This is a genomic window from Acidovorax sp. AC410 (genome assembly GCF_979253235.1).
On sequence record NZ_CEEDCG010000001.1, the window covers coordinates 3,427,763 to 3,448,534 of the forward strand.

General features: G+C 62.1%; 16 protein-coding genes and 1 pseudogene. 7 read left to right on the forward strand and 10 right to left on the reverse strand.

All coding sequences use genetic code 11. The annotated features are described in order from the left end of the window. Positions 1-766 precede the first annotated feature (766 nt). Positions 767-1,213: a response regulator gene (locus tag AC0IZS_RS15985; RefSeq protein ID WP_471636500.1), complete on the reverse strand. Its 447-nt coding sequence runs from the start codon at positions 1,211-1,213 to the stop codon at positions 767-769. A gap of 15 nt (positions 1,214-1,228) precedes the next feature. Then, complete coding sequence (locus AC0IZS_RS15990) at positions 1,229-2,617, reverse strand: RAD55 family ATPase (protein WP_471636501.1); 1,389 nt, start codon at positions 2,615-2,617, stop codon at positions 1,229-1,231. A 455-nt stretch (positions 2,618-3,072) separates the two neighbouring features. Here AC0IZS_RS15990 and AC0IZS_RS15995 point away from each other — a divergent pair, with 455 nt between their 5' ends. After that, a complete protein-coding gene (locus AC0IZS_RS15995; RefSeq protein WP_471636502.1) occupies positions 3,073-3,360 on the forward strand; it encodes a hypothetical protein in 288 nt (95 codons plus the stop codon). Positions 3,361-3,767: 407 nt separating this feature from the next. Beyond that, entirely contained in the window at positions 3,768-6,386 is a 2,619-nt protein-coding gene (locus tag AC0IZS_RS16000; protein WP_471636503.1) for a sensor domain-containing diguanylate cyclase, read from the forward strand. Between the two features lie 1,962 nt (positions 6,387-8,348). Here AC0IZS_RS16000 and AC0IZS_RS16005 read toward each other — a convergent pair. The 6 genes and pseudogenes from AC0IZS_RS16005 to AC0IZS_RS16030 all read right to left on the reverse strand — a co-directional run. Further along, a pseudogene (locus AC0IZS_RS16005) lies at positions 8,349-9,509 on the reverse strand (fibronectin type III domain-containing protein); the annotation flags it as partial. A 668-nt stretch (positions 9,510-10,177) separates the two neighbouring features. Continuing rightward, entirely contained in the window at positions 10,178-12,520 is a 2,343-nt protein-coding gene (locus tag AC0IZS_RS16010) for a xanthine dehydrogenase family protein molybdopterin-binding subunit (RefSeq protein ID WP_471636504.1), read from the reverse strand. After that, the gene (locus AC0IZS_RS16015) at positions 12,517-13,554 is read right to left on the reverse strand and encodes an FAD binding domain-containing protein (protein ID WP_057201350.1); all 1,038 of its coding nucleotides are present in this window, start codon (positions 13,552-13,554) and stop codon (positions 12,517-12,519) included. The genes AC0IZS_RS16010 and AC0IZS_RS16015 overlap by 4 nt, the downstream gene beginning before the upstream one ends. After that, positions 13,551-14,027 (reverse strand): (2Fe-2S)-binding protein, encoded by a 477-nt coding sequence (locus AC0IZS_RS16020; RefSeq protein ID WP_200961091.1) that lies wholly within the window; start codon positions 14,025-14,027, stop codon positions 13,551-13,553. The genes AC0IZS_RS16015 and AC0IZS_RS16020 overlap by 4 nt, the downstream gene beginning before the upstream one ends. A 554-nt stretch (positions 14,028-14,581) precedes the next feature. Next, positions 14,582-14,827, reverse strand: coding sequence for a hypothetical protein (locus AC0IZS_RS16025; RefSeq protein ID WP_057201348.1), 246 nt, complete (start codon positions 14,825-14,827; stop codon positions 14,582-14,584). A gap of 59 nt (positions 14,828-14,886) precedes the next feature. Then, complete coding sequence (locus AC0IZS_RS16030; protein WP_082604096.1) at positions 14,887-15,384, reverse strand: hypothetical protein; 498 nt, start codon at positions 15,382-15,384, stop codon at positions 14,887-14,889. Between the two features lie 677 nt (positions 15,385-16,061). On the opposite strand from AC0IZS_RS16030, the gene AC0IZS_RS16035 reads away from it, so the two are divergent. From AC0IZS_RS16035 to AC0IZS_RS16045, 3 genes are all read left to right on the forward strand, one after another. Beyond that, positions 16,062-16,301, forward strand: a complete 240-nt coding sequence (locus tag AC0IZS_RS16035) for a hypothetical protein (RefSeq protein WP_057201347.1) — start codon at positions 16,062-16,064, stop codon at positions 16,299-16,301. Positions 16,302-16,409: 108 nt separating this feature from the next. After that, complete coding sequence (locus AC0IZS_RS16040; protein WP_471636505.1) at positions 16,410-16,760, forward strand: nuclear transport factor 2 family protein; 351 nt, start codon at positions 16,410-16,412, stop codon at positions 16,758-16,760. A gap of 310 nt (positions 16,761-17,070) precedes the next feature. Further along, positions 17,071-17,655: a cysteine hydrolase family protein gene (locus tag AC0IZS_RS16045; RefSeq protein ID WP_057267972.1), complete on the forward strand. Its 585-nt coding sequence runs from the start codon at positions 17,071-17,073 to the stop codon at positions 17,653-17,655. Positions 17,656-17,842: 187 nt separating this feature from the next. On the opposite strand, the gene AC0IZS_RS16050 is transcribed toward AC0IZS_RS16045, so the two are convergent. Then, the gene (locus tag AC0IZS_RS16050; protein WP_471636506.1) at positions 17,843-18,103 is read right to left on the reverse strand and encodes a hypothetical protein; all 261 of its coding nucleotides are present in this window, start codon (positions 18,101-18,103) and stop codon (positions 17,843-17,845) included. 522 nt (positions 18,104-18,625) lie between these two features. Between AC0IZS_RS16050 and AC0IZS_RS16055 the strand changes: the two genes are divergently transcribed. Next, on the forward strand, positions 18,626-19,672 hold the full coding sequence (locus AC0IZS_RS16055; RefSeq protein ID WP_471636507.1) for an SDR family oxidoreductase: 1,047 nt from the start codon (positions 18,626-18,628) through the stop codon (positions 19,670-19,672). Positions 19,673-19,731: 59 nt separating this feature from the next. Here AC0IZS_RS16055 and AC0IZS_RS16060 read toward each other — a convergent pair whose 3' ends face one another. Further along, positions 19,732-20,064 carry a hypothetical protein gene (locus tag AC0IZS_RS16060; protein WP_057201342.1) on the reverse strand — a complete coding sequence of 111 codons (333 nt, stop codon included), beginning with the start codon at positions 20,062-20,064 and terminating at the stop codon, positions 19,732-19,734. 187 nt (positions 20,065-20,251) lie between these two features. Between AC0IZS_RS16060 and AC0IZS_RS16065 the strand changes: the two genes are divergently transcribed. After that, a complete protein-coding gene (locus AC0IZS_RS16065) occupies positions 20,252-20,653 on the forward strand; it encodes a hypothetical protein (protein ID WP_471636508.1) in 402 nt (133 codons plus the stop codon). The last annotated feature ends 119 nt before the right edge of the window (positions 20,654-20,772 follow it).

A 20,772-nucleotide genomic window follows, 5' to 3' on the forward strand; every position in this document is an offset into this window, starting at 1 on the left:
TCGTGGGACTGCGTTCTACAGTCAAACACAGCTTGGCCACAAGAACGTCGAAATGCTCGTAATCCAGCAGCTTCGGCATCACGTAGTCAAAGTCTTTCCACGCAGCGTCGCATTCCCCCCGACGACGATCGTGCTACACCTTGCACCCTGCCAAACTTCACCAGTCCTCGATTTCAAACTGGCGGAGAGCGCCGGGCCACTGAAGTCGGCTAGGTCCTCATCGATGATCACGACAGGGATCAGATGTTTAGACATCGGGCGCAAAGGTTCCGCGTTGTGGACCGGGCAGGATAGCCCGTAAATGGTGCGAACTGCCCGACTGCTGAATGACTCTTTAGTCACGCGTTGTTGTCCTACAGCAGTGATGCATGGTGTGCTTCGGGATCCCCGGATCAAAACTCCGCACCACGAATAGGTCTGCCAATGAGGACCTCGCAAACCTGCGCCCCAGGATACCGGTGGCTCTGCGGAGTGGAGGCCGTTATCGGATAAAAGCGGACTGCGGTTCCTCCGGAGGGCTGCATCAAAATTGAAATTTGCAACGTCGGTCGGAGTTCAAGTCTCGGCGGTTCTTTCAAGTAACCGAGGACGGCGCGTGCAGGACTGCCCTGACGCGCTTCCGTGTTGCAGAAATGCAAGCGCTGACGGCTCAAGACCGCCATCATTGAGTTTGGGGCGGAGACTGGCGGCAGTGAAGCAAGCCGGATATCAAAGGAAGATCACCAGGATCACCATGGGCCCACACCAAGGCATCCATGGCAACAACTTAATCGCGACTCAGAACTTTGACGCTCTTCAATAAGCTGCGAATTGACTCTTCGACCCTGTCATTGCTAGCTTGATTCGGCCGACCATCTTCAATGAGACGTTTCACCACCAGCAGCAACGAATCGACTTCGATGGGCTTGGCTAGGAATGCGTCGTAGGCATCAAAGACTCGTTGCACCACATCCTCGCTGGTCCCGGTCATGAACACGAATGGGATCTGACCCAACATTTCGTCCTGCCGGATGGCCCGCCCAAACTCGCCGCCGTTCATGATCGGCATCATGAAGTCGGAGAGTATCAGAGCGGGCTTTTCGCCATCTCGCAAAATGTCCAGCGCTTGCTTGCCATTGGATGCTACTGCTACCCGATAGCCCTCGGCCTCAAGCAGCAACTGCAGTATCTCGGCGTTGCCATATTCGTCCTCAACGATCAGAACCATATGCATCGCGATGGTCTTTCTTTATACAGTTGTCTGCCTAACCGCCTGGGGCGGAGAAACGAAAATGTCCACCGAGGCTTGGGCGGCCCCGCCGCCGCGTACCTTCGCGATCGAAAGAATGCGCTCGTTCACCTTCCTGTCCACGGCCGCCACCGGCTCGAAGCTGAAAACGTTGTCGAACCAGCCCTTTACGCCATCCGCCAGCGGTGTTCCGGCCGCCACAGCCAGGGCATCCGGATCCACCGTGAACAGAGAGGTCACGCCTCGGCGCCGGAGTTCCACCAACAGACGTCCCAGAAAGCGGTATCCGCGCTCAGGGAACGCCAGCGTGTCGGCCAATCCAGCCACCCCATCCAACACCAAGCGGCGAATCTTCAACTCGTCCACCAAGCGCAGCAGCTTGTGCCCCATCTCATCCATAGACTCGTCTTCATGGCCCAGATTTCTGATGACCAGTGCACCAGCGCTGACGGCCGCCTCCACACCTATGCCCATCTCAGAGCCGAGCCGACGCAGATCGGCGGCCAGCTCGGTGCATGAAAGCACCAATCCGGGTTCGCCAACACTTGAAGCAGCCGCAAACGCTAACGCAAAGGTGGTTTTACCAGTGCCAGTTTGCCCGATGACCACCGAGGCACTGCCGGTGAACACTCCGTTGCTGTGTAGGACATCATCTAGCGCCGGCAAACCCGTCGAAATGGCGGTCTTGCCCAGCCTTGCATGGGCATCGACCAACGGCAGGCTTTCGAGCCTGGGAAAGAACTGCAGCCCCTGCGTCGATATGCAGAACGTGTGCTGACCACGGATGACCTGGCTGCCCCGGAATTTGCGCAACTGCATGCGGCGCTCCGCACGCCAGTGAAAGCCGTGGTCTTCGAACGAGAAGATGCCATCGACCATCGTCTGCTCTGCACTCAGGGCATTGCCATGGCCGGTGGTGAGCACTAGGCAGGTGCATGACATCGCGCTCACCAGACTCTGCAGTTCATGCACGAATTGGCGTACCGAATCGCTGGCCATCACCTCCAGGTTGTCAACTACCAAGCCGTCTATCACCAGCAAGGATGCGCGGTGACGCATGAGCTCGCCGCGCAGTAGACCGACCACGGCTTTCAACCCGCCTTGTTCCAGCTCACGGTAGCCGCTGACGTAGAAGACTGTAGCGCTAACCTCTTGCTGATCAAAGAAGATCTGCTGCTCCATGTGCTGCAGCATGCGCGCATGTGATTCCGCCAGCATGGTGACGTACAGCGTGCGCGTCTCGCGCCGGGCCAGGGTGTAAGCGATTTGGTTGGCCAGCGTGGTCTTGCCCACCCCCGGCGGCCCCTCGAAGATATAAACACCGCCCTCAAACAAGCCGCCGTTGAGTATCTCGTCCAAACCTTCAACAAGGGTAGGCAATCGTTTCATTTTATGCAGCAACGGAAGTCAAGAAATTGATGAAGGCAGTTCATCTACAAGTAGCGATGTCAAGCCTTTACGGGCAATTTTAGATGACGTGAGTGCGAGATATTGACGATGCCAAAACGTCACGCTCTCAGTCTAAAGTTCGTTGAGCTCCCCAAGTTCACCGGGGCTACCAGCTCCCCAGCCGCGACCCCACCCCGGGGCACAGGGCACATACGTAACTCCAATATCCAGGCTTGCTGAAGCCACGTTGGAACCCTGGCGTTCCACTTCGGTCGGGACGCCAACCTCCGATCCTCAGGCGGAGTTAACGGCGCGTACATTTGCCGCCCACCTAAACGTCTCTCGTGCCGCCACCCATGCCGCCAACCCAGATCAGGCGCGCGTTGAGGTGGTCGCAGCAGATAAACCCTCATGCGTGTCATGGGTCCCTGGTCTTCTCCGCATCAGTGGTCGATTTGCATGAACTGAATTTCAGCGCACGGCGCCTGCTACGATGCGAAAAATTAACGGGTCTTGTCATGCCTTTGGAATTGCTGCGTGAAATCGTGACTGGAGCGCTTCCGCTCGAAGTCGCGAGTGAGGTAGATATTGACAAGGTGCGCGTCCTCGCCGCAGCCGGGATGATCTTGGCTCAGCTGCCCGAAGTGGACCAACCCGGCGCAGCATTGGTGCTTGAAGTTACTGGCTTTGGACGCGCGACATTGAAGGCCAAAGACGGCCTTCGCTCGAATACTGAGGCTTGAGTCCGGTGCTGCTGGAGCTCGATCACACTGCCGATGATGCAGCGGATGTAACCGCCCATAGACAACTGTGCCAGTAATGCAGGAACCTATTGATGGTGCTTTTTGGCAATACCGTACCACGGCGACCTCCTTTCGGGCCAAGCTTTGACATGGCTGGGGCAGCGCTGTTGTGCGCGTGATCTGCGGAAACGATGTGCGCCTGTGGATCGCGCGCAGGAATCGCCGCCATCACGCGCGCAGTTCGGCAACAAGGGGGCTGAAGCGGGCGGACATCCACGGATTGGTACTCTGCCTCTGTTTTGTTCGATGCGTTTTTTGGCAGTCCATGCACTCCACTGCGCCATCTGTCGTATTGATATTGGGGTAAACCCTTACTCGGGCTGGCATCAACTCGCTACCATCGTCGCATGCCGTCCAACTCAGCATCTTCGTTGAGACATGCCGAGCAACAGCGTCGACGGCTCGCAACGCTGCTCACCCTTGGCAACGTTGTGCTGGGGGCTTTGCTGGCCGTAATGGTTGCTTACGTGCTCACATCCTCGCGCGAAACGCACGAGGAGCAGTCCAAAGCGGCGGCCGAGCGGCTAGTCGGCATCGCAAGCGCCAGTCTTGAAGCTGAACTGGGCATGATCGATACCGCATTGCGAATTTCGGTCAAAGACCTCCAGCGTGCACGGTTCCTTGGTCAAGTGTCCGACGCCGACATCAACGAAACCCTCGCATCGACGCACCGGGAGCTCAGTGGAGTCGAAGGCTTCCGGCTGTCGGACGAGCACGGCCTTGTCCGGTGGGGAAACCTCGTCGATGCCTCTGAGCCGCCCGACGTGGTCCACCGCGACTTCTTTCAGCGGGCCAAGAAGCCCAGTTCCGGCAACGCGATTGTCTCGGGCCCTGTGGTCTCGCGCATCTCAGGCAACTGGGTCCTCATCGTGGCCCGCCCGATGACGTGGGAGGGTCAGTTCAAGGGCGTGCTCTACGCAAGCATCAACGTCGAGCACTTCAAGCACATCTTCAAGCGATACGACCTGGGACAGCACGATGCGATCGCGCTCAGGTCGTCCGATTTGAAGCTGATTGCCTGGCTGTCACCTGGAAGCACCGCCACCGCAGAGGTGGGCACGCAGGGCGTAACACCGGAGCTCAAGGAGTCGATTGGAAAGAACCCATCCGCGGGCAGTTTTTTTGCAACCTCCCAGGTGGATGCGCAAAGTCGCACCGTTGCCTACCACCAGGTAAATGGGTGGCCGCTGCTCACCATTGCCGGGTTTGACAATGGGCCGTTCTTTGAGCAGTGGCGCGGCGAAATGCGAACCTTGTCGACGCTGGCATTGTTGGTATGGGTGCTCAGCTGTGCAGCGACGTTTGCAGTATTCAGGTTCGGCAAACGCGAAATGCGAGCCATTACAGCGCTCGAATCCAACAGCCGGCGCACGCAGACCCTGTTTCGCGTGGCAGGCGACGGAATCCACATCGTCGATGACGCTGGCACGTTACTGGAGTTGAGCGATTCCTTCGCCGAGATGCACGGCACCACCCGGGAGCAACTGCAGGGCCGGCACATCTCGAGCTGGGACGTGAACCAGGATGAAGCCCGCATCAACGCCTGGCTGGCAAGTATCCATGATGGAGACCGGCAGCGCGTGGAGGTGCAGCACCGGCGCTCGGACGGCGGCATCATCGATGTCGACCTTCACTGGCGAGCGGTTGAAATCGATGGCCACCTGCTGGTCTTTGGGTCGGCAAGGGACATCACCGAAAGAAAACGACTTCTCAAAGATGTGGAGGAGGCGGCTGCGCAACTGCGAGACCTGTATGACCATGCGCCTTGCGGCTATTTTTCTCTCGACGGGGAAGGTCGCTTTGTCCACGCCAACTCTGCCGCGAGCGAATGGATGGGAGCGGACTTCGCGACCGCAGGAAACCGGTTTTCGGACGTGCTCGACCCGGTCGGGCGGGAGGTGTTCAAGAACCACTTCGTGTCGCTCGCTGCCGAGCAGCACGGACCTGAAATCGAAGTCTGGTTGCATCCCAGGGCGGGAAGACGGCGATACGTGCGCATCAACTCCACCGCCATCCGCGATGCCGATGGGACATTCAGCATGAGCCGCACCGTCGCGGTGGACATCACCGCGCAGTACGAGGCTCAGCAGCAGGTGCAGGCACTCCTGCGCGACCAGTCGGCTATGCTCAACAGCGACATCGTAGGGATGGCCAAGTTGCGCGGCGGAAAGATCATTTGGAAAAACGCGGTCTTCGAGCGCATGCTCGACTACAGCGACGGCGAGCTGTACGGGGTCGATCTCGAAACCCTGTGCGTGGATGAAGATGACCGCCAGTTGATTGCCACGGAGCGCACGCTCCTGGTGAGCGGCAGCTTCAATTTTAGAGAGAACGTGCGTCTCGCGCGCAAGGACGGCGAAGCCATCTGGGTCGACTTGAACGGCGTGCAACTTTCGGCAGACGAGTCGTTCTGGATGGCTGTCGACATCTCCGAAGCCAAGCGTGCGCATGACCAGATCTCCCACGTTGCTTTCCATGACCCGCTCACGCAGTTGCCCAACCGGTTGCTGCTGATCGACCGGATGAGGCAGTCACTGGCTGCGGCCGAGCGTTTCAAGTATCAGGTTGCGGTGTGCTTCATTGACCTGGATGGATTCAAGGCTGTGAATGACATGCACGGCCATGACGCAGGCGACAAGCTGCTCATCGAAATCGCGGCGCGCATTGTCCGATGCATCCGGGCCACGGATTCCGCAGCCCGCCTAGGCGGCGACGAATTCGTGGTGCTGTTGGCACCGGTTGCTGAGGGGGAATGGCGGGCGATCCTCGAACGCCTCATGCAGACGGTGGAGGCACCGGTGGCGCTTCGGGGCGAAGTCATGGTTGCCGTGGGGATGAGCATTGGCGTGGCCCTGGCCAACGGGCGAACCCAGGCTGAAGCCTTGGTGGCGGAGGCCGACGAGGCAATGCTGTTGGCCAAACGGTCAGGCAAGCGCCGAATCCATCTGGCCTCCCCGGGTACTTAATCCCGGTGTAGGGCGCCAGACGCTGAACCTGACGCTGGTGATCTATTGCATATGACGGTGGATCGTGGACTACGACATGAATGGCGTGCTTGGTTGACGGCTACCGGATACCGGGCTGAAAGCGGCATGTAAGACAACCGGCTGAAATCGGCTGAAATCTGGCAAAGGGGTTTTGTATCCCAAAAGCTTTGGGTACATTCCAACCGCCGTGCGTGCATCGCGTTCAGAGCCGCGTTGTAAGTACAGTGAAAACCCCGCCGCACGAAAGCGTGGCGGGGTTTTGTTTTGTAGGTCTATCGCCCATCAAAGGATTGGCAAACTGAACCGATAGCCATTCAAGCTCGCGAATGGAAGGCAGACCTGATCGTGGTTGGTACACACGGGCGCAAGGGGCCGCTCTTGCCCGAGAGCGCTGCATGAGGGGACACAACGCGAAGCGGGTGGATGCCGGCAATCCGGGTGCCGGCATGATCTCTGTCACCGCAACTGCACGACCACCGTCTGCACCAGGCCATCGGCTAGGCGCAAATGCAGCAGCAGTTGCCCCTGCATGCTCTCCAGCCAGAAAGCCTCTGCACCCGTTGCGCGATGGAGTACCGGTTGCGGATAAAACCGGTAGGCCTGCCCCAGCAGCAGCCCCGTGGCCGTGCCGTCCAGCCCTACCTGCCATTGCAACAGGGAGTCGGCACCTACCAGCAGCGCCTGCAGCGCGCGGGGTTCGGCCAAGGCGGGCAGCACCGGGGTCTGCAGCCCGTTGGCTTGCAGCAGCCACAGGTGGCCAGCGGCATCCAGCTCGAAGCGCAGGGCCTGCGTTGGCGCACCCCCTGGACTTGCCAGCCAGCCCGGGCGCACAGCCAAGGCCAAGCCGTTGGGGCCGGGTGCGGATGCGTCGATGCGCCATGTGCCTGTGGCGCCCACCCTCAATTGTGCCGCGGGCACCAGCGCCTGCAATGCCTGCAGTGCCGCGTGCAGGTCTACCGGCGCGGGGCCGAAGGTTTGCACCACACCGCGCCAGGCGATGCCCAGCGTGCCATCGGGCCGCAGCGTGGCGCCGTCGGGCGTGTTCAGGTCGATATGCGGCAAGGCCAGCGGCAGCAGTCCCAGGGTGCTGCCGTCAGGCAGCGTCCACAGCGCGTTGCCCAGCGCCTGCTGGCCATGGCCTGTGACAGCGGCCCCGAACAGCGCCTGCAGCGCGCCGTTGGCTTGCGCCAGCAGCGATGCACCCGGCGTGCGCGTTGGCGTGGTGCCGCTCAGGTCTGCGGGCGCGCTGGGCAGTTGCAGGCCGGCGGGCACGGGCGTGGGCAGCGGCGCGGGCAGCAAGGTGACCGTCTGCACCAGGCCCTGGCTGTTGACGTGGGCTTTTTCGCCAGCCAGCAGGGTGATGGTGGTCGCCGGGCTCACGCAAGGCCCGGCGCAAGGGATGAGCACGCTGCCTTCGAGCACCTGCACCGTCAGGCTGCCATCGCCTGCGAGATCGGCCAGGATGCGCGCACCACCGGGCCCGGCAACGGCTTGCCGCCCGCTGGCCGTGCTGCCCGCCCCGGGCGCGCCCACGTCGAGCAGCACCTGCCCGCCCTGGCCGCTGCCTGTAGCGGTGCCTGGAGCAGTGCCTGCAATGGAGCCTATGTACAAACTGCCTGACGCCAGTCCCAGCACCATGGCGCCTGAGCCCGCAGCGGGCGCCAGCACCAGCGCCCGGCCTCCACCCAGTGCCTGCGCCAGGGTGACGCTGCCTCCCTGCCCGCCCAGGCGCACGGTGGCAGTGCCTGCAGAAGGTGGCGTGATGGAGCCGCCTGCCGCGGCGGCTTGCACCGCCAACGCCGACCCCGCACTCAGCGTGGCGCTGCCGGGCGTCGACAAAGTGCCGCTGCTGCCGGGTGCCAGCGTGACATCTTCCTTGGCAGGTGGGGCGGGTGGTTCATCCGCTGCGACGGGCGTGGCGTTGGCGCTGGCCGCAGACAGTGCACCCGTTCCCGCGGAATTCATGGCGGCGACCCTGAAGGCATAGGTGGTGCCGTTGGACAGGCCCGTTACCGTGATGGGCGACGCCGCGCCCGTGGCCGTGCTGGTGGCGCCACCGGGCACGGTGGTCGCAGTGACCGTGTAGCCGGTGATCGGCGCTCCGCCGGTGAACGCCGGGGCGGCAAAGGCCACCACTGCCCGCGCGTTGCCCGCCGTGGCGCTGCCCATCGTGGGGGGCCCGGGGACGACCGCATTCACCGTGAAGGTGCGGGTGACCTGCGCGGCTGGCAGGAACGTGCCATTGCCGGGCTGGTCTGCGTTGATGGTGCACGATCCTGCCGTCACGAAGGTCAGCGCCCCCAAGGTGGTGATGGTGCACACCCCCGTAGTGGATGACGAGAATACAGGGTTCAGGCCCGAATCCGCCGTGGCGTTGAATGTCGGGGTGGTGCCGAAGTTCTGCGCCCCTGGCGCGGCAAAAGTGATAGTCTGCGTCGCTGCGGGATTGATCGGCGCAGAGGGTGCGGACGCAATCCCCGGGCCGGCCAGGTTGTTGGCGATCACGGTGAAGGTGTAGAGCTGCCCATTGGTCAACCCCACGACGATGACCGGTGACGAGGGGCCACTCACCGGCGCCACATCAGGTGGACTGACGGTGACGGTATAGCCGGTGATGGCCGAGCCTCCCAGATTGATCGGCGCCACAAAGGCCACGCCCGCCTGCGTGTCGCCCGCCGTGGCCACCACCGATGTGGGTGCCCCGGGGGTGATGGGCAGCACCGTGAAAGTCTGGCTGACGGTGGACGCTGCAAGCCAAGCCCCCTCGCCAGGCTGGTCGGCGTTGACGGTGCAACTGCCTGCGGCGACAAAGTTCAACACGCCCCCCAGCGTGATGGTGCACACGCTTGGCGTGGGCGTGCTGAATTCGACCGCAAGGCCCGACGTTGCATTGGCAGTCAAGGTGGGCGTGGTGCCGAAGTTCTGATTGCCCGGATTGTTGAAGGTGATGGACTGCGGGCCGGGAGCGGCAACCGCCAGGCTGCCGTGGGCCAGCACCCAGCCCGACAGCAACACCACTGCAAGCCGCACAAGCCACAGGCCCGGGTGCCTGCGCAGCGTGGGGGATGTGGGGTAAATGCCCGGCACAGACGGAAAAAGCATGGGTACCTCGTTGGCAAGACAGGCGTCTTGCAGTGAACGGTGGAAAACAAGAATGGCAGCACACAGGCCCGTCCCCTGGCTCCTAGACGTGGTGGATGCTGAAACGAGGCAGCCCAGGGCCGGGCAGTGCACTGGCAATGCATGGTGCGGTTGCACTCTAGACGCTTTCACCCCGACTGTCAGTCCCCAGAACTGATGATGGACAGCGGCGCGCCACTGCCGATAATTTCTGCGCAGGCAGACCAGGGTGGCCGACCCAGGGGTGCACAGTCGATGTCGAGCAGACCGCGCCGGATGAAGCGGGGATGGCGCTCGCCCGCTTACCCAGCATGCACCGATGGCTCAATCGGCCAGGCGCACCGCCTGCATCTGCCTGCCCAGCTGCAGAATATCTTGACCACCGGCGACTGGGGCAGCTGATCGCGTAACGCTATCTGCGCGGCACTTTATAGGCCGTGAGCTGGGGGCGCCAGCGGCGCTCCACGTCCTCGTTGGTCAACGCCGAAGAAGCTGCTCCACCCCACATACTCATCTCTGAGTAGTTGCTTGACGCCAGCCACAACACTCTGGCCACGCTCGCGTGCCGCGCCGGCGGAACGTTGAAAGCCTTGTTCAAGCGGCTGGCCCGCGTGCCCGGCTGCTACTACCACGACGGCACCGTGGCTGAGCTAGTCAACGGCGAGAACAGCGCTATCCATATGGCTGCCTGGACGCTTACCCTCGTTCTCTAGTTGCATCACCTTGTCGGGCGTCATGGGCGTACTTCGCACGCGTTTGCCGGTGGCATGGAAGATGGCATTGGATATGGCTGCCGCGACACCCACCTGGCCGATTTCACCCACCCCTTTGGCGCCGAGCCGGCTCACGATCCGGTCATCTTCATCGACGAAGATGACGTCGATGTCGTGGATGTCCGCCTGCACCGGGATGTGGTATTCGGCAAAGCTGTGGTTCATGAAGCGACCCAGTGAACTGTCGGAATGCGCTTCCTCATGAAGAGCCTGGCTGATGCCCCACACCACGCCGCCGTAGATCTGGCTGCGGGCCGTCTTCGCGCTGATGATGCGCCCAGCTGCGATGGCGCTTACCACGCGTGTCACACGGACGGTGCCCAGCTCTTCGTCCACCCGCACCTCGCAGAACACAGCAGAATGGGTTGCCCGGGAATACTTGCGCTGCTTGAGCATGTGCGGCAGCATCAGGTACTTCTCTTCCAGAGGCTCGCCGCCAGCAGCTGCCAGGATCTGCAAAAGGGGCAACTGAGCTCCCGCTACCCCCTTCAGGCGCAGGGTACTGCGAAAGAACTCCACGTCTGCGAAGCGCGCCTTGGCAAACGGCGAATCGTCCAGGCCGCGCGCAATCTTGAACAACCTCTTTTGCAGCTTTTCACACACGCCTTCCACGGCCGACCCCACCGTGGCCACGTGCGATGAGCCCCCCTCGATAGGCGCGACCGGCAGGGTGGAGTCCCCGAGCTTGAAGGTCACGTTCTCCAGTGGCAGGCCAAGTGCCGCGGCGGCAATCTGCGCCATGACGGTGTAGGTTCCCGTGCCAATGTCGCTCGCGGCGCTGCTTACTTCAAGCCGGCCGTCAGAGTGGAGCACTGCCCGGGCGCGGGCGAACATCTGCATCGCATCCCAAACACCCGTTGCCATGCCCCAGCCGACCAACTCGTTGCCCTCCCGCATGGAGCGTGGCTCCAGCGGGCGTTTTGCCCAGCCGAAGCGCTCGGCGCCTTGTGCATAGCAGGCCTTCAGCTCCTTGGTGGAATGTGGCAGGTCCCTGGACGGGTCGCGCTCGGCATAGTTCTTCAACCGCAGCGCCAGGGGGTCCATCCCGAGTGCGTAGGAGAGTTCATCCATCGCGATTTCGAGCGCGTGGACCCCATGGGCGGCGCCGGGTGCGCGCATGTCGATGGGGCTGTAGCGGTCCAGGTCGACGAGCTTGTACTCCAGGCGAACGTTGTCGCTCGTGTACAACTGGCCCGACCAGTTCACGACCACTTCAACGTAGTCTTCCAGGCGCGATGTCTCTGCAACCGCTTCGTGGATGACGGATTGGAGCTTTCCATCGTGGTCAGCGGCGAGCCGCACTCGCTGCACGGTTTCCGGCCGATGCCCGAAGGTGAACATCTGCTGGCGGGTCAGCACGAGCCGTACGGAGCGCTCTGTATGCAGTGAAGCCATCACCGCGAGGATGAGGTTGTACTGCGGCCGCAGTCCCGATCCGAAGGCACCCCCGACAAATGGATTCTTGACCGTGACCTTGTCCTTACCCAGGCCAAACACACGCGATACCACCCATCGGCTGTTCTGCGATCCCTGCGTCTTGTCGTAGATGGTGAGGTGCCCTTCCTCGTCGCGGATCACTGTGGTGGCGTGCATCTCCATGGGGTTGTGGTATTCGGCTCCGCTGTAGTACTGCGCATCGATCTTCACTGGTGCCGCCGCAAACGCGGCGTCCGCATCCCCCTTGGGCTTGGGTGGGGGCACATAGCCGGCCTTGAACCCCTTGGGCTCGTGGGCCCGGTGAAGCGCGGCCATCAGGTCGGCTTCATGCTTTTCGACTTCGTACTCGACCTCCACCAGCTGGGAGGCTTCGCGGGCTGCCTCGAAGGTTTCCGCCAGCACCAAGGCGATGGGTTGCCCGCTGTAGAGGATCGCATCGCTGTGCAGGGGCTTGAACGGCGAGCCACCCGGTGCCGTCATGTCCTTGTAGAAGATGTCCATGGACCGGGTTTTGGGCCGGTTCTCATGCGTCAGGATGTCGCGCACGCCCGCCACGGCCATGGCGCGTTCGAGCGCGAAGCGGGCAATGCGGCCCCGGGTGATCGTGCTGTTCACCACCACGCCAAACAGCATGCCCTGCACGAAGTGGTCTGCCGCATACAGCGCTTGGCCCGTGACCTTGGCACGCCCGTCCGTGCGCGAAATGGAGTCTCCAATCTGGACATAGCCCGTTCCGGCTTCCGCCATGGGCTGCTGAGAACTCTGATTGATCGTAAATGTCATGCGGCATCTCCTGTCGCGGTGCTGCCTGGCAACAGGCTGGTTTGCCCGGCCAGGGCCATTTCAAGGGCGCGCACCACGGCGCGCTGGGCCATGGGGATTTTGAAAGCGTTGCTCCCGGGTCCGCTGCCCTGCGGGACCGCGCCAGCCAGCAGGGCCGCACCCGCTTCGGAAAATACCGTGCGCTCGGGCTTTTTCCCCTGCAGCAAGGCCTCCGCCTGCGTTTGGCGCCAGGGCTTGTGCGCAACGCCGCCGACGGCGATTCGTACTTCGGCGATCCGGCCACCCTCATCCAGGTGAAGTGCCGCAGCCACCGACACGAGAGCGAAGGCGTACGACGCTCTTTCCCTGATCTTGAGGTAGGCGCTGTGCCGGGCAAACTGGGGGGACGGGGGAAGCTCGATGTGCGTGATCAACTCGCCCTGTTGCAGGGTGTTGTCGATTTCGGGACGGTCCCCGGGCAGCCGGTGGAACTCGGCGAATGGAATGCTTCTAGCACCAGTGGGGGACTGGACGTGCACCACCGCGTCCAGCGCAGCGAGCGCGACGCACATGTCTGAAGGGTGGGTGGCGATGCACTGAGAGCTAGCGCCCAGGATGGAGTGCTGGCGCGCCAGGTTGCCTATTGCCGAGCAGCCGCTGCCGGGCTCGCGCTTGTTGCAGGGCGTGCCGGTGTCGTAGAAGTAATAGCACCTGGTGCGCTGCAGCAGGTTGCCCCCATCGGTGGCCATGTTGCGGATCTGTGGTGACGCGCCCGAAAGGATGGCAGCCGAGAGCATGGGATACCTGTGGCGCACCAGCGGATGGTATGCGGTGGCCGCGTTGCGGGCCAGCGCGCCAAGCAACACCCCGCCGTGCTGCGTTTCCTCGATGGCGCTCAGCGGCAGCGGGTTGATGTCAACGAGCGTCCGCGGGTGCGCCACGCCCTCCTTCATCAAATCGAGCAGGTTCGTGCCCCCGGCAATGAACGCGCCCTCGCGGCTCGCCGCCAGCGCCTGCGCCATGTCTGTGGCCGCCAAGTAGGTGAAGCCTTTCATTGCGTTCCTCGCTCGCCCAATGCGACTTCGCTCACCGCGCTGAGAATCTGCACATACGCACCGCACCGGCACAGGTTGCCGCTCATGAGTTCGCGCACCTCGTCGCGCGTACTGGCATGGCCCTCCTTCATCAGGCCCACGGCGGAACACAGCTGGCCAGGCGTGCAGTACCCGCACTGGAAAGCGTCATGCGCCACGAACGCCTGCTGCAAGGGGTGCAATTGGCCGTCCCTGGCAAGGCCCTCCACGGTGGTCACCTGGGAGCCATCCCGCATGACAGCCAGGGTCAGGCAGGAGTTGATGCGCTCGCCATTGACCAGCACAGTGCAAGCACCGCACTGGCCATGGTCGCAACCCTTCTTGACCCCCGTGAGGCCGAGCTTGTCGTGAAGGAGGTCCAGCAACGTGACCGATGGCTCGATGTCGAACCTGCGGGTTCGGTCGTTGACTGTCAGGGAAATGGAATGCGGCATGGGGCGGCTCTTTTGACGAATCTGGGACATCGATTCTTATGAGTGGCGCTAGGTGACCCTGTCGGACAACAAGCCATCCCGTTACTCGGCTGCGTAGTTCGGCTGCTGCACGAGATTCAACACCGAGTGGTTAGAGCACTTCTTCACCAAAGCCGGACCAAACGCTATCAACGACATCCCGCCCTCCCGAGGCTCGAATCGCTAGGCCAGCCGTGGAAAACGAGATTTCTCGTCGAAGCGAGCCTGGGCTCGATGGCGACATGGGGCCGCTAGGGGCCCATCCGATGCTGGCGAACGTTGCACTCATGAAGGAAGAAGCACTTCACGCTCAGCGAACGCCAGATCCTCGAGCAGATCGGCGATCGCGAACGGAGTACCCGGGCTAGCTGGCAGCGTTGAGGCAAGGCCGCAGCAGCGGACTTACGCGGGCTCATTGATCCGTAACTGCCTGCGCTGATGGGCTTGCATCTTGGGCAAGCTTAAACAGCCGGGATGGTTCTATGCAGCCTTTACAGCCCTCCCACGGTGCATTCTGGTGCACTCGCTGCTGAGACCTACTTGGTATCACCCATCTTGCCTTGAAGCACCGCCAGCAGGTGCTGTTTCGCTTCGGCGAGCTGTGCTTTGTCGGTGTCGTGGACCTTCTTGAAGAATGCGGCGCACTCTGGCGAGCCTGCTGCTTCGGCGTCCTTGATGTACTGGTCGTAGGCCATCAGTGCCTGGGCCTTGTTCTGAATCAAGGTGATCCAGTCGTAGGCGAGGTCGCTGAGAGGATGTGGATCATTGGGTTTTTCTTGCATGGGTTTCTCCAAAAGTTGAGGACAGCAAAGAGGCATTGAAGATGCCCCGCATGCAGTTCTTAGCGACCGTCCTTGTCGGAATCACCGGGAACTGCCCGCTCCACAGCGTTGCTCACCCGGTGCCATGCATCGCGGGTCGCGTGCTTCGCCTTCTCCCATTCAAGTGAAGACCGCCCGCGGATTCCGCCCCAGTCTCTGCCAAGCTCGGGTTCGATGTCTTCGTACGTGCGATTCGGGTACCTGGCATAGGAATCCACGCCATACTGAAAGGCAGGTTGATACTCCTCGTAGGTCGATCCGCTGCCATAAGGACGCGAAGAAAAGTTCTCGCGCCAGTAGGTGTCTTCCGCTGCGGGATTCACTGCCTTGCTGCCCATAACGGCGCCTGCCACGACGCCCACCACTGCCCCTATGGCAGCGCCTGCTGGCCCAGTCAGACCGCCTGCCAGGGCGCCTGCAGCGGCTCCACCGGCAATCCCTCCTGCTGCGCCTCCGACGACGGCGCCAGCGCCAGGTTTGTTCTCGGGATCAAGTGGACTGGTACGAAGCTCGCTCATGATGGTCTCCTTGGGGTCACCCGCAGACTGCTCGATTGAGGCCTGCCGGGCTGGGTTGGAAAACTGTCAAAGTACGGCCTGCAAACGCAGGTGAGACTAGGCAGACATGCCAACTTCCCGGCAGGGATCTCCTACAGAGGGCCCCGCCCGCTGCGCCCTTTCCTACGCGGCAGTTCGCACGATGCCGACACCCATACATTCGTCTGCGGCGCACCATGAATGTGTTCGCCCACCCTACGGTCGGCGCCTCATCAGGAAATGCTATGTCTCAACACCAAACTCAGTTGTCGTCACAGAACGACGGCAATCAGTCTGATCGCAACCAGGCCGGACAGGTGCCGCCAAGTGGCTTGAACAAAGGCGATCGTGGTGTCGTGGATTCGCCGCCCACGACGTCCGAACAACTGAACTTTGACGATGGGAGTGAGGACCACCCGCGCGGTAACACCAGGCGCACTGGTGGAACTTGGGTTATGCCAGACCACAATACAGGTGATCAAGGCGATGTTGGCAAAGCGCCTGGTGCGGGCTTGTCAGACGGTAACGGCCCCAGCGTTCCGGATCCCAAGGATAAAACGCCTCAGGCCTGATCTGCCAACGGCGATGACTGCGCCGGTTCTACCCTGGCCACTTACCGCCCTGGGTAGCGTCGAGATTCCAATGGAGGATATGCCGCAATGCCAAAGCGCTTATGGACCATCACGGCCGAAAACGATGAAGGCACCGAAATTTATCTCTCGGACCTCTTCGAAACTGAGCCCTCGCGCTCTGCATTGGCCCGAGGCCTCTGCACTCTCGCGATGGAAAAGGCGGGCGGCTCTATACCGGACGGCCGGGAGGGCGCCACAGCGGAAGAACGGCTCGCCGAACTGGGTTACACGATTACCGCCATCACAGGCAAAGACCCTACGCGCTGAGCACCGCGCCACCGCAGCCGGCCTCCGATTTGCGCGTGAGGCAAGGCTCACCGTGGTTTCTGAGATTTCGTGCCGGGGGAGAAACCAATCAAAGCCAGGAGAGCATGCATGAAGGACGCCAACAAGGAAACTTTGAGACAAGCCAACGCGGCCATTTCGCGACTCGACTTTGAGGGATTTCTCGCACTCTGCACCGAGGATACGGAATGGGCATTCGTGGGCGATAAAACGCTGCGGGGCAAGGAAGCCGTGCGCCAATGGATGCCAACGGCGTATCCAGAGCCACCAATATTCCAGGTGCAGCACATGGTGGCCGACGGCGACTGGCTCACCGCCATTGGCGAAATCACTTTGAAGAACGACGCCGGCGAGTCCGTACGGCACTCCTACTGCGATGTGTGGCGCTTCAAGGATGGCAAGCTGCACCAGTTGCAAGCTTTCGTGATTCCTGTGGAGTGAACCGTTGATGTGCTGTCCGCATCTATTGGGTCACCTTCATAACGCCCCTGCGGTGTGCGGCACGGTGAAGGTGCGCGACTGGAATGCGCAAGCGGATGAGGTGCGCGCCCATTGCCATTCGTTCTACCGCGATGGGCACCTCCACATTCATAGAGCCAATCTGGGTATCACTGCCCAACCTACAACGCTGCTGGGGGCTTCCGTCCATCGGTGACGGGACAGGACGTGGCACTGTTCCAGGATCTCCCTGGCCGCCATGAACATGCGCGGCCTGGCAAAGACCGATAACGAGAGTGAAGTGAGTTGAGGAATGCAGCCAAGCTACTTTCAACAGGCCAGAAAACCACATCTTCGGCCCAGCCCGAGGGTGCTGCTGCTGGTGGACTTCATCAATCCCATGCAGTTTCCTGGGGCTGAAAAGCTGGTGCCGGCCGCATTGCAGGCCGCGCAAGCCACAACGCGGCTCAAAAAGCGCTTGGCCGCCAGCGGCGTGACGGCCATTTACGCCAACGACAACTACGGGATCTGGCGCTCGGAATTCAAAGACCTTCTTACCGCCTGCAAGGCTCTGCCTGGGGCGCGCGGGGAAATGGCCACGCTGCTGGAGCCTGGGGACAACGACCTCACCATCCTCAAGCCGCTGCATTCTGCGTTCCATAGCACTCCGCTAGAGCACCTGCTCAAGCAGCTCAAGGCGCGCGAATTGATTGTTGCCGGGTTGGCTGCCGATATGTGCGTGCACCTTACGGCGATGGATGCGTACATGCGTGGCTATAAGGTGTGGGTGCCGCGCGACTGTACGGCCGCGGAGAACGAGGAGTTCAAAGAGGCTGCGCTGCGGCAAATGTCGCAGGTGCTCAAGTGCTCTGTGCGAAAGTCCTCCTCCATTACCTGATTGGAGGACTCACGCTTTGACGGCGTATCAAGACAGTGCGCGGGAAGATGCCAAGCCAAGAGCTTTCACCGCCTCGTGCACGCGCGCGAGATAGCCTTGAGGGTTTGGCAGAAAGACAATTGCTCAGCATTGTTTTGAGCTGCTCGAACCAATACGCTAGCTCTTGGTGCCCAAGCGCCACTGCCGCTCATCCGACACGATGGCTTCCGATAGATCGCGCCACGAGCGGATCAGCGGGTACCTGCGCCAGTGCCAGTGCCAGCTCCGCTGCCTGTGCCCGCTCCGGCGCCAGTACCTGCTCCTCCGCTGCCTGCTCCGGAACCTGCACCCGCGCCTGGTCCAGTTCCAGCGCCTGTGCCGGCACCTCCATCGCTGCCAGGGTTGCCGCTACCAGCGTTTGTGTTGCCAGCAGGGCTCCCAGAAGCAGCGCCTGATGTCGTACTTCCAACGGAGCCGGTACCCGCATCACCTGCCGCTGTGCCTCCGCTGGGCGCCATGCTGCCGCTGCTTGTAGAGCCGGAGGGAATGCTGTCTGCAGAGCTTGGCGTCGGCGCGGATGCTGGGCCCATCGATGAGCTAGGCGTGGTACCAGTCTGCGGGGTCTTGTTGCGATCACAAGCTGTCATCGCAAGCATGGAAGCCGCGATCAGTGGCACAGCGATCCAGCGGCGTGAAACAGGGTTGGAACCTTGGTGAGAATGGGTCATAGTTGTCTCCTTAGAAGAGTAGCAAGGCGCCACCTGCACGCATGCTGAAACTGGCAAAGGTGTTTCAGAGTAGGACGGTGCCGATAGACAGCTTTTAACCGATGGCTGCTGTCGGTATGTGCCTGTTAGTGGCTTGGTCCTACAGCGCTTCGTGCACCCTCGCACTACAACGATGAACCGCGATCGCGAGCCACGGCCCAGGCGATGCCTGCAAGCTCCGCCTCAGGCGTGATCGCAGTCCCGTACCAACCCGAGCCAGAGCCATGACGACACCTGTAGAAATCTCCCCCAATGCTGTAGTTTCTTCAGCGCCAGCATCTGTCTCAGCGCATCGGGGCATCGTGGTGGTGATCACGGGGGCCTCTAGCGGCATCGGGCATGCCACTGCACTTGAATTTGCCAGCCGCGGTGCCCGCTTGATCTTGGCCGGGCGTGACCAGGAGACCCTGTCACCTGTGGCCATGTCCTGCATGGCCGCAGGCGCCCACGGCGCCCTCGGCGTGCCGACGGATGTCACCGACGCCGATGCCATGGATCGCCTGGCTCAGGCGGCACTGCTGGCGCATGGGCGCATCGACGTGTGGGTGAACGGCGCTGGGGTAGGTGCCATTGGCCGATTTGACGAGACGCCGCTGGCATCGCACCGGCGCGTGGTCGAGGCCAATCTGATGGGCCATATGAATGGGGCCTATGTGGCATTGCGCCACTTCCGCGAGCGTGGGCGCGGCACGCTCATCAATATGATCTCGGTGGGCGGATGGATCCCTGCCCCCTATGCTGCGGCTTACACCGCCAGCAAGTTCGGTCTGCGCGGCCTCTCAGAAGCGCTGCGCGCTGAGGTGTCCAGCCTGCCGCACGTCCACGTGTGCGACGTGGCCCCCACATTCGTGAATTCGCCGGGGTTGTCCCACGGCGCCAACTACACCGGTAGCAACATCCAGCCGCGCATCCCTTTGGTGGACCCGCGCAGGGTGGCGAGTGCCGTGGTATCACTGATAGACCGACCGCGCGCGGTGACCTGGCTCGGTGCGGGCGCGGGCCCGGGGCGGCTGGCCCATGTGCTCGCGCCTAACTGGGTTGGCGCCACCATGGAAAGGGTCACGCGCTGGGCACTGCGCCGTGCCAAGCCCGCCGCGCGCTCCGATGGCAACCTTTTCTCGCCCTCGCGAGGCACCGCTATCGACGGGGGTCAGCGCGACGCTACCCACAGTGCAGCCGCCAACCTCGTGGCGTTTGGCCTTGTAGGTCTGGCCATCGGTCTTTGGGTTGGAAGTCAGCGATCCGAACGGCAACGGACGACCGGGCGCTGAGCTTCGGCATCAGCTCAAGCACGCAAGCCCCTTGCCCAGGCTAAGCTGCGGCTGCTAGCCTACTCCCCCAAGCCCTGTTCAAGCCGCTGCACCACGGACTCCCGAAACCGCTGCAGCTGGGTGGCTACCCGGGCCTGCAACTCTAGCGCCACGTCTTCGGACATGGGCTCTGTACGCCGGGAACTCGTGCGCGCCATGTCGATGGCGCCTTCCATGAACTCCTCGAAGGCCTCGGGCTGGTTCAGGAACTGCTGCGCATACAGCATCTCCAGCAGGTAGCGCTGAGCGGAAAGTCTGGCGCTTTGCTCCATCAGCTCCGTGTGAAAGGGTTCGGCCAAGCGGTCAAAAAGTTCTGCCATGCGCTCTGGCAGCTCGTCTTTCGGCGTCGTCATGTCGGTCTCTCCCGGGCTTGGTTAGTTGGAAAGGCGTAAGGGTTTCGCCTTCACTACTACACAGGGTAGTCGATGGGGAGCGTCCGGTTCGAACACAGGATGTTGTCTGACTTACATCCAGTGCAGGGGGCCCGACCATCGCTCTGTCCAACCAGAAGCTCGTCCTGTCTGCTACTGAGTACACACCATGTTTCTCAAACTAGTTACCGACGCGCCGTATCCGGATGAACGCACCGCCCTGGGAGCGCTCGACGCCGTGCGGATGGTTTGCGCCCTGGGCGGCGTGGAGCCCCTTATGGCTTGGCGAGACCACGTTGCCTTGCAGGCTTGGCACGGCCACTGGTCTGCCGATGGCATGGTGTCCGCCGCAGAACGGGAGGGCGCTGCGCTATGGGAGTCGGCCTTGGTCGCCACCCGGCGTGCGCTGAAATTGCCCCTGGGGGCACAGCTCGATATCGAGTTCGTGTTTACACACCGCATGCAGCTGGCCGAGCAACATGGCCCGGACCGCTACCTGTGGCGCCGCAACTGGGCTTGGTCGCTGGATGAATGGGCCCGGACGACCTTGACCAAAGTGCACCGCGTGTAGCTGCACTGTGCCGTGCATGACTGAAGTATGCCCCCCTCGATTGGCGGGGCTTACCGCGGTCTCATCAGCGGCAGATCTACGAAGAAATAAAGAGCCGTGCACCGGCGAAAAGGAGGTAC

What these genes read in the sequence shown, in the direction of transcription:
- AC0IZS_RS15985 (WP_471636500.1), bottom strand. Translation starts at nt 1,213, where the DNA reads ATGCATATGGTTCTGATCGTTGAGGACGAATATGGCAACGCCGAGATA.
- AC0IZS_RS15990 (WP_471636501.1), bottom strand. Translation starts at nt 2,617, where the DNA reads ATGAAACGATTGCCTACCCTTGTTGAAGGTTTGGACGAGATACTCAAC.
- AC0IZS_RS16000 (WP_471636503.1), top strand. Translation starts at nt 3,768, where the DNA reads ATGCCGTCCAACTCAGCATCTTCGTTGAGACATGCCGAGCAACAGCGT.
- AC0IZS_RS16010 (WP_471636504.1), bottom strand. Translation starts at nt 12,520, where the DNA reads ATGACATTTACGATCAATCAGAGTTCTCAGCAGCCCATGGCGGAAGCC.
- AC0IZS_RS16015 (WP_057201350.1), bottom strand. Translation starts at nt 13,554, where the DNA reads ATGAAAGGCTTCACCTACTTGGCGGCCACAGACATGGCGCAGGCGCTG.
- AC0IZS_RS16020 (WP_200961091.1), bottom strand. Translation starts at nt 14,027, where the DNA reads ATGCCGCATTCCATTTCCCTGACAGTCAACGACCGAACCCGCAGGTTC.
- AC0IZS_RS16025 (WP_057201348.1), bottom strand. Translation starts at nt 14,827, where the DNA reads ATGCAAGAAAAACCCAATGATCCACATCCTCTCAGCGACCTCGCCTAC.
- AC0IZS_RS16030 (WP_082604096.1), bottom strand. Translation starts at nt 15,384, where the DNA reads ATGAGCGAGCTTCGTACCAGTCCACTTGATCCCGAGAACAAACCTGGC.
- AC0IZS_RS16035 (WP_057201347.1), top strand. Translation starts at nt 16,062, where the DNA reads ATGCCAAAGCGCTTATGGACCATCACGGCCGAAAACGATGAAGGCACC.
- AC0IZS_RS16040 (WP_471636505.1), top strand. Translation starts at nt 16,410, where the DNA reads ATGAAGGACGCCAACAAGGAAACTTTGAGACAAGCCAACGCGGCCATT.
- AC0IZS_RS16045 (WP_057267972.1), top strand. Translation starts at nt 17,071, where the DNA reads ATGCAGCCAAGCTACTTTCAACAGGCCAGAAAACCACATCTTCGGCCC.
- AC0IZS_RS16055 (WP_471636507.1), top strand. Translation starts at nt 18,626, where the DNA reads ATGACGACACCTGTAGAAATCTCCCCCAATGCTGTAGTTTCTTCAGCG.
- AC0IZS_RS16060 (WP_057201342.1), bottom strand. Translation starts at nt 20,064, where the DNA reads ATGACGACGCCGAAAGACGAGCTGCCAGAGCGCATGGCAGAACTTTTT.
- AC0IZS_RS16065 (WP_471636508.1), top strand. Translation starts at nt 20,252, where the DNA reads ATGTTTCTCAAACTAGTTACCGACGCGCCGTATCCGGATGAACGCACC.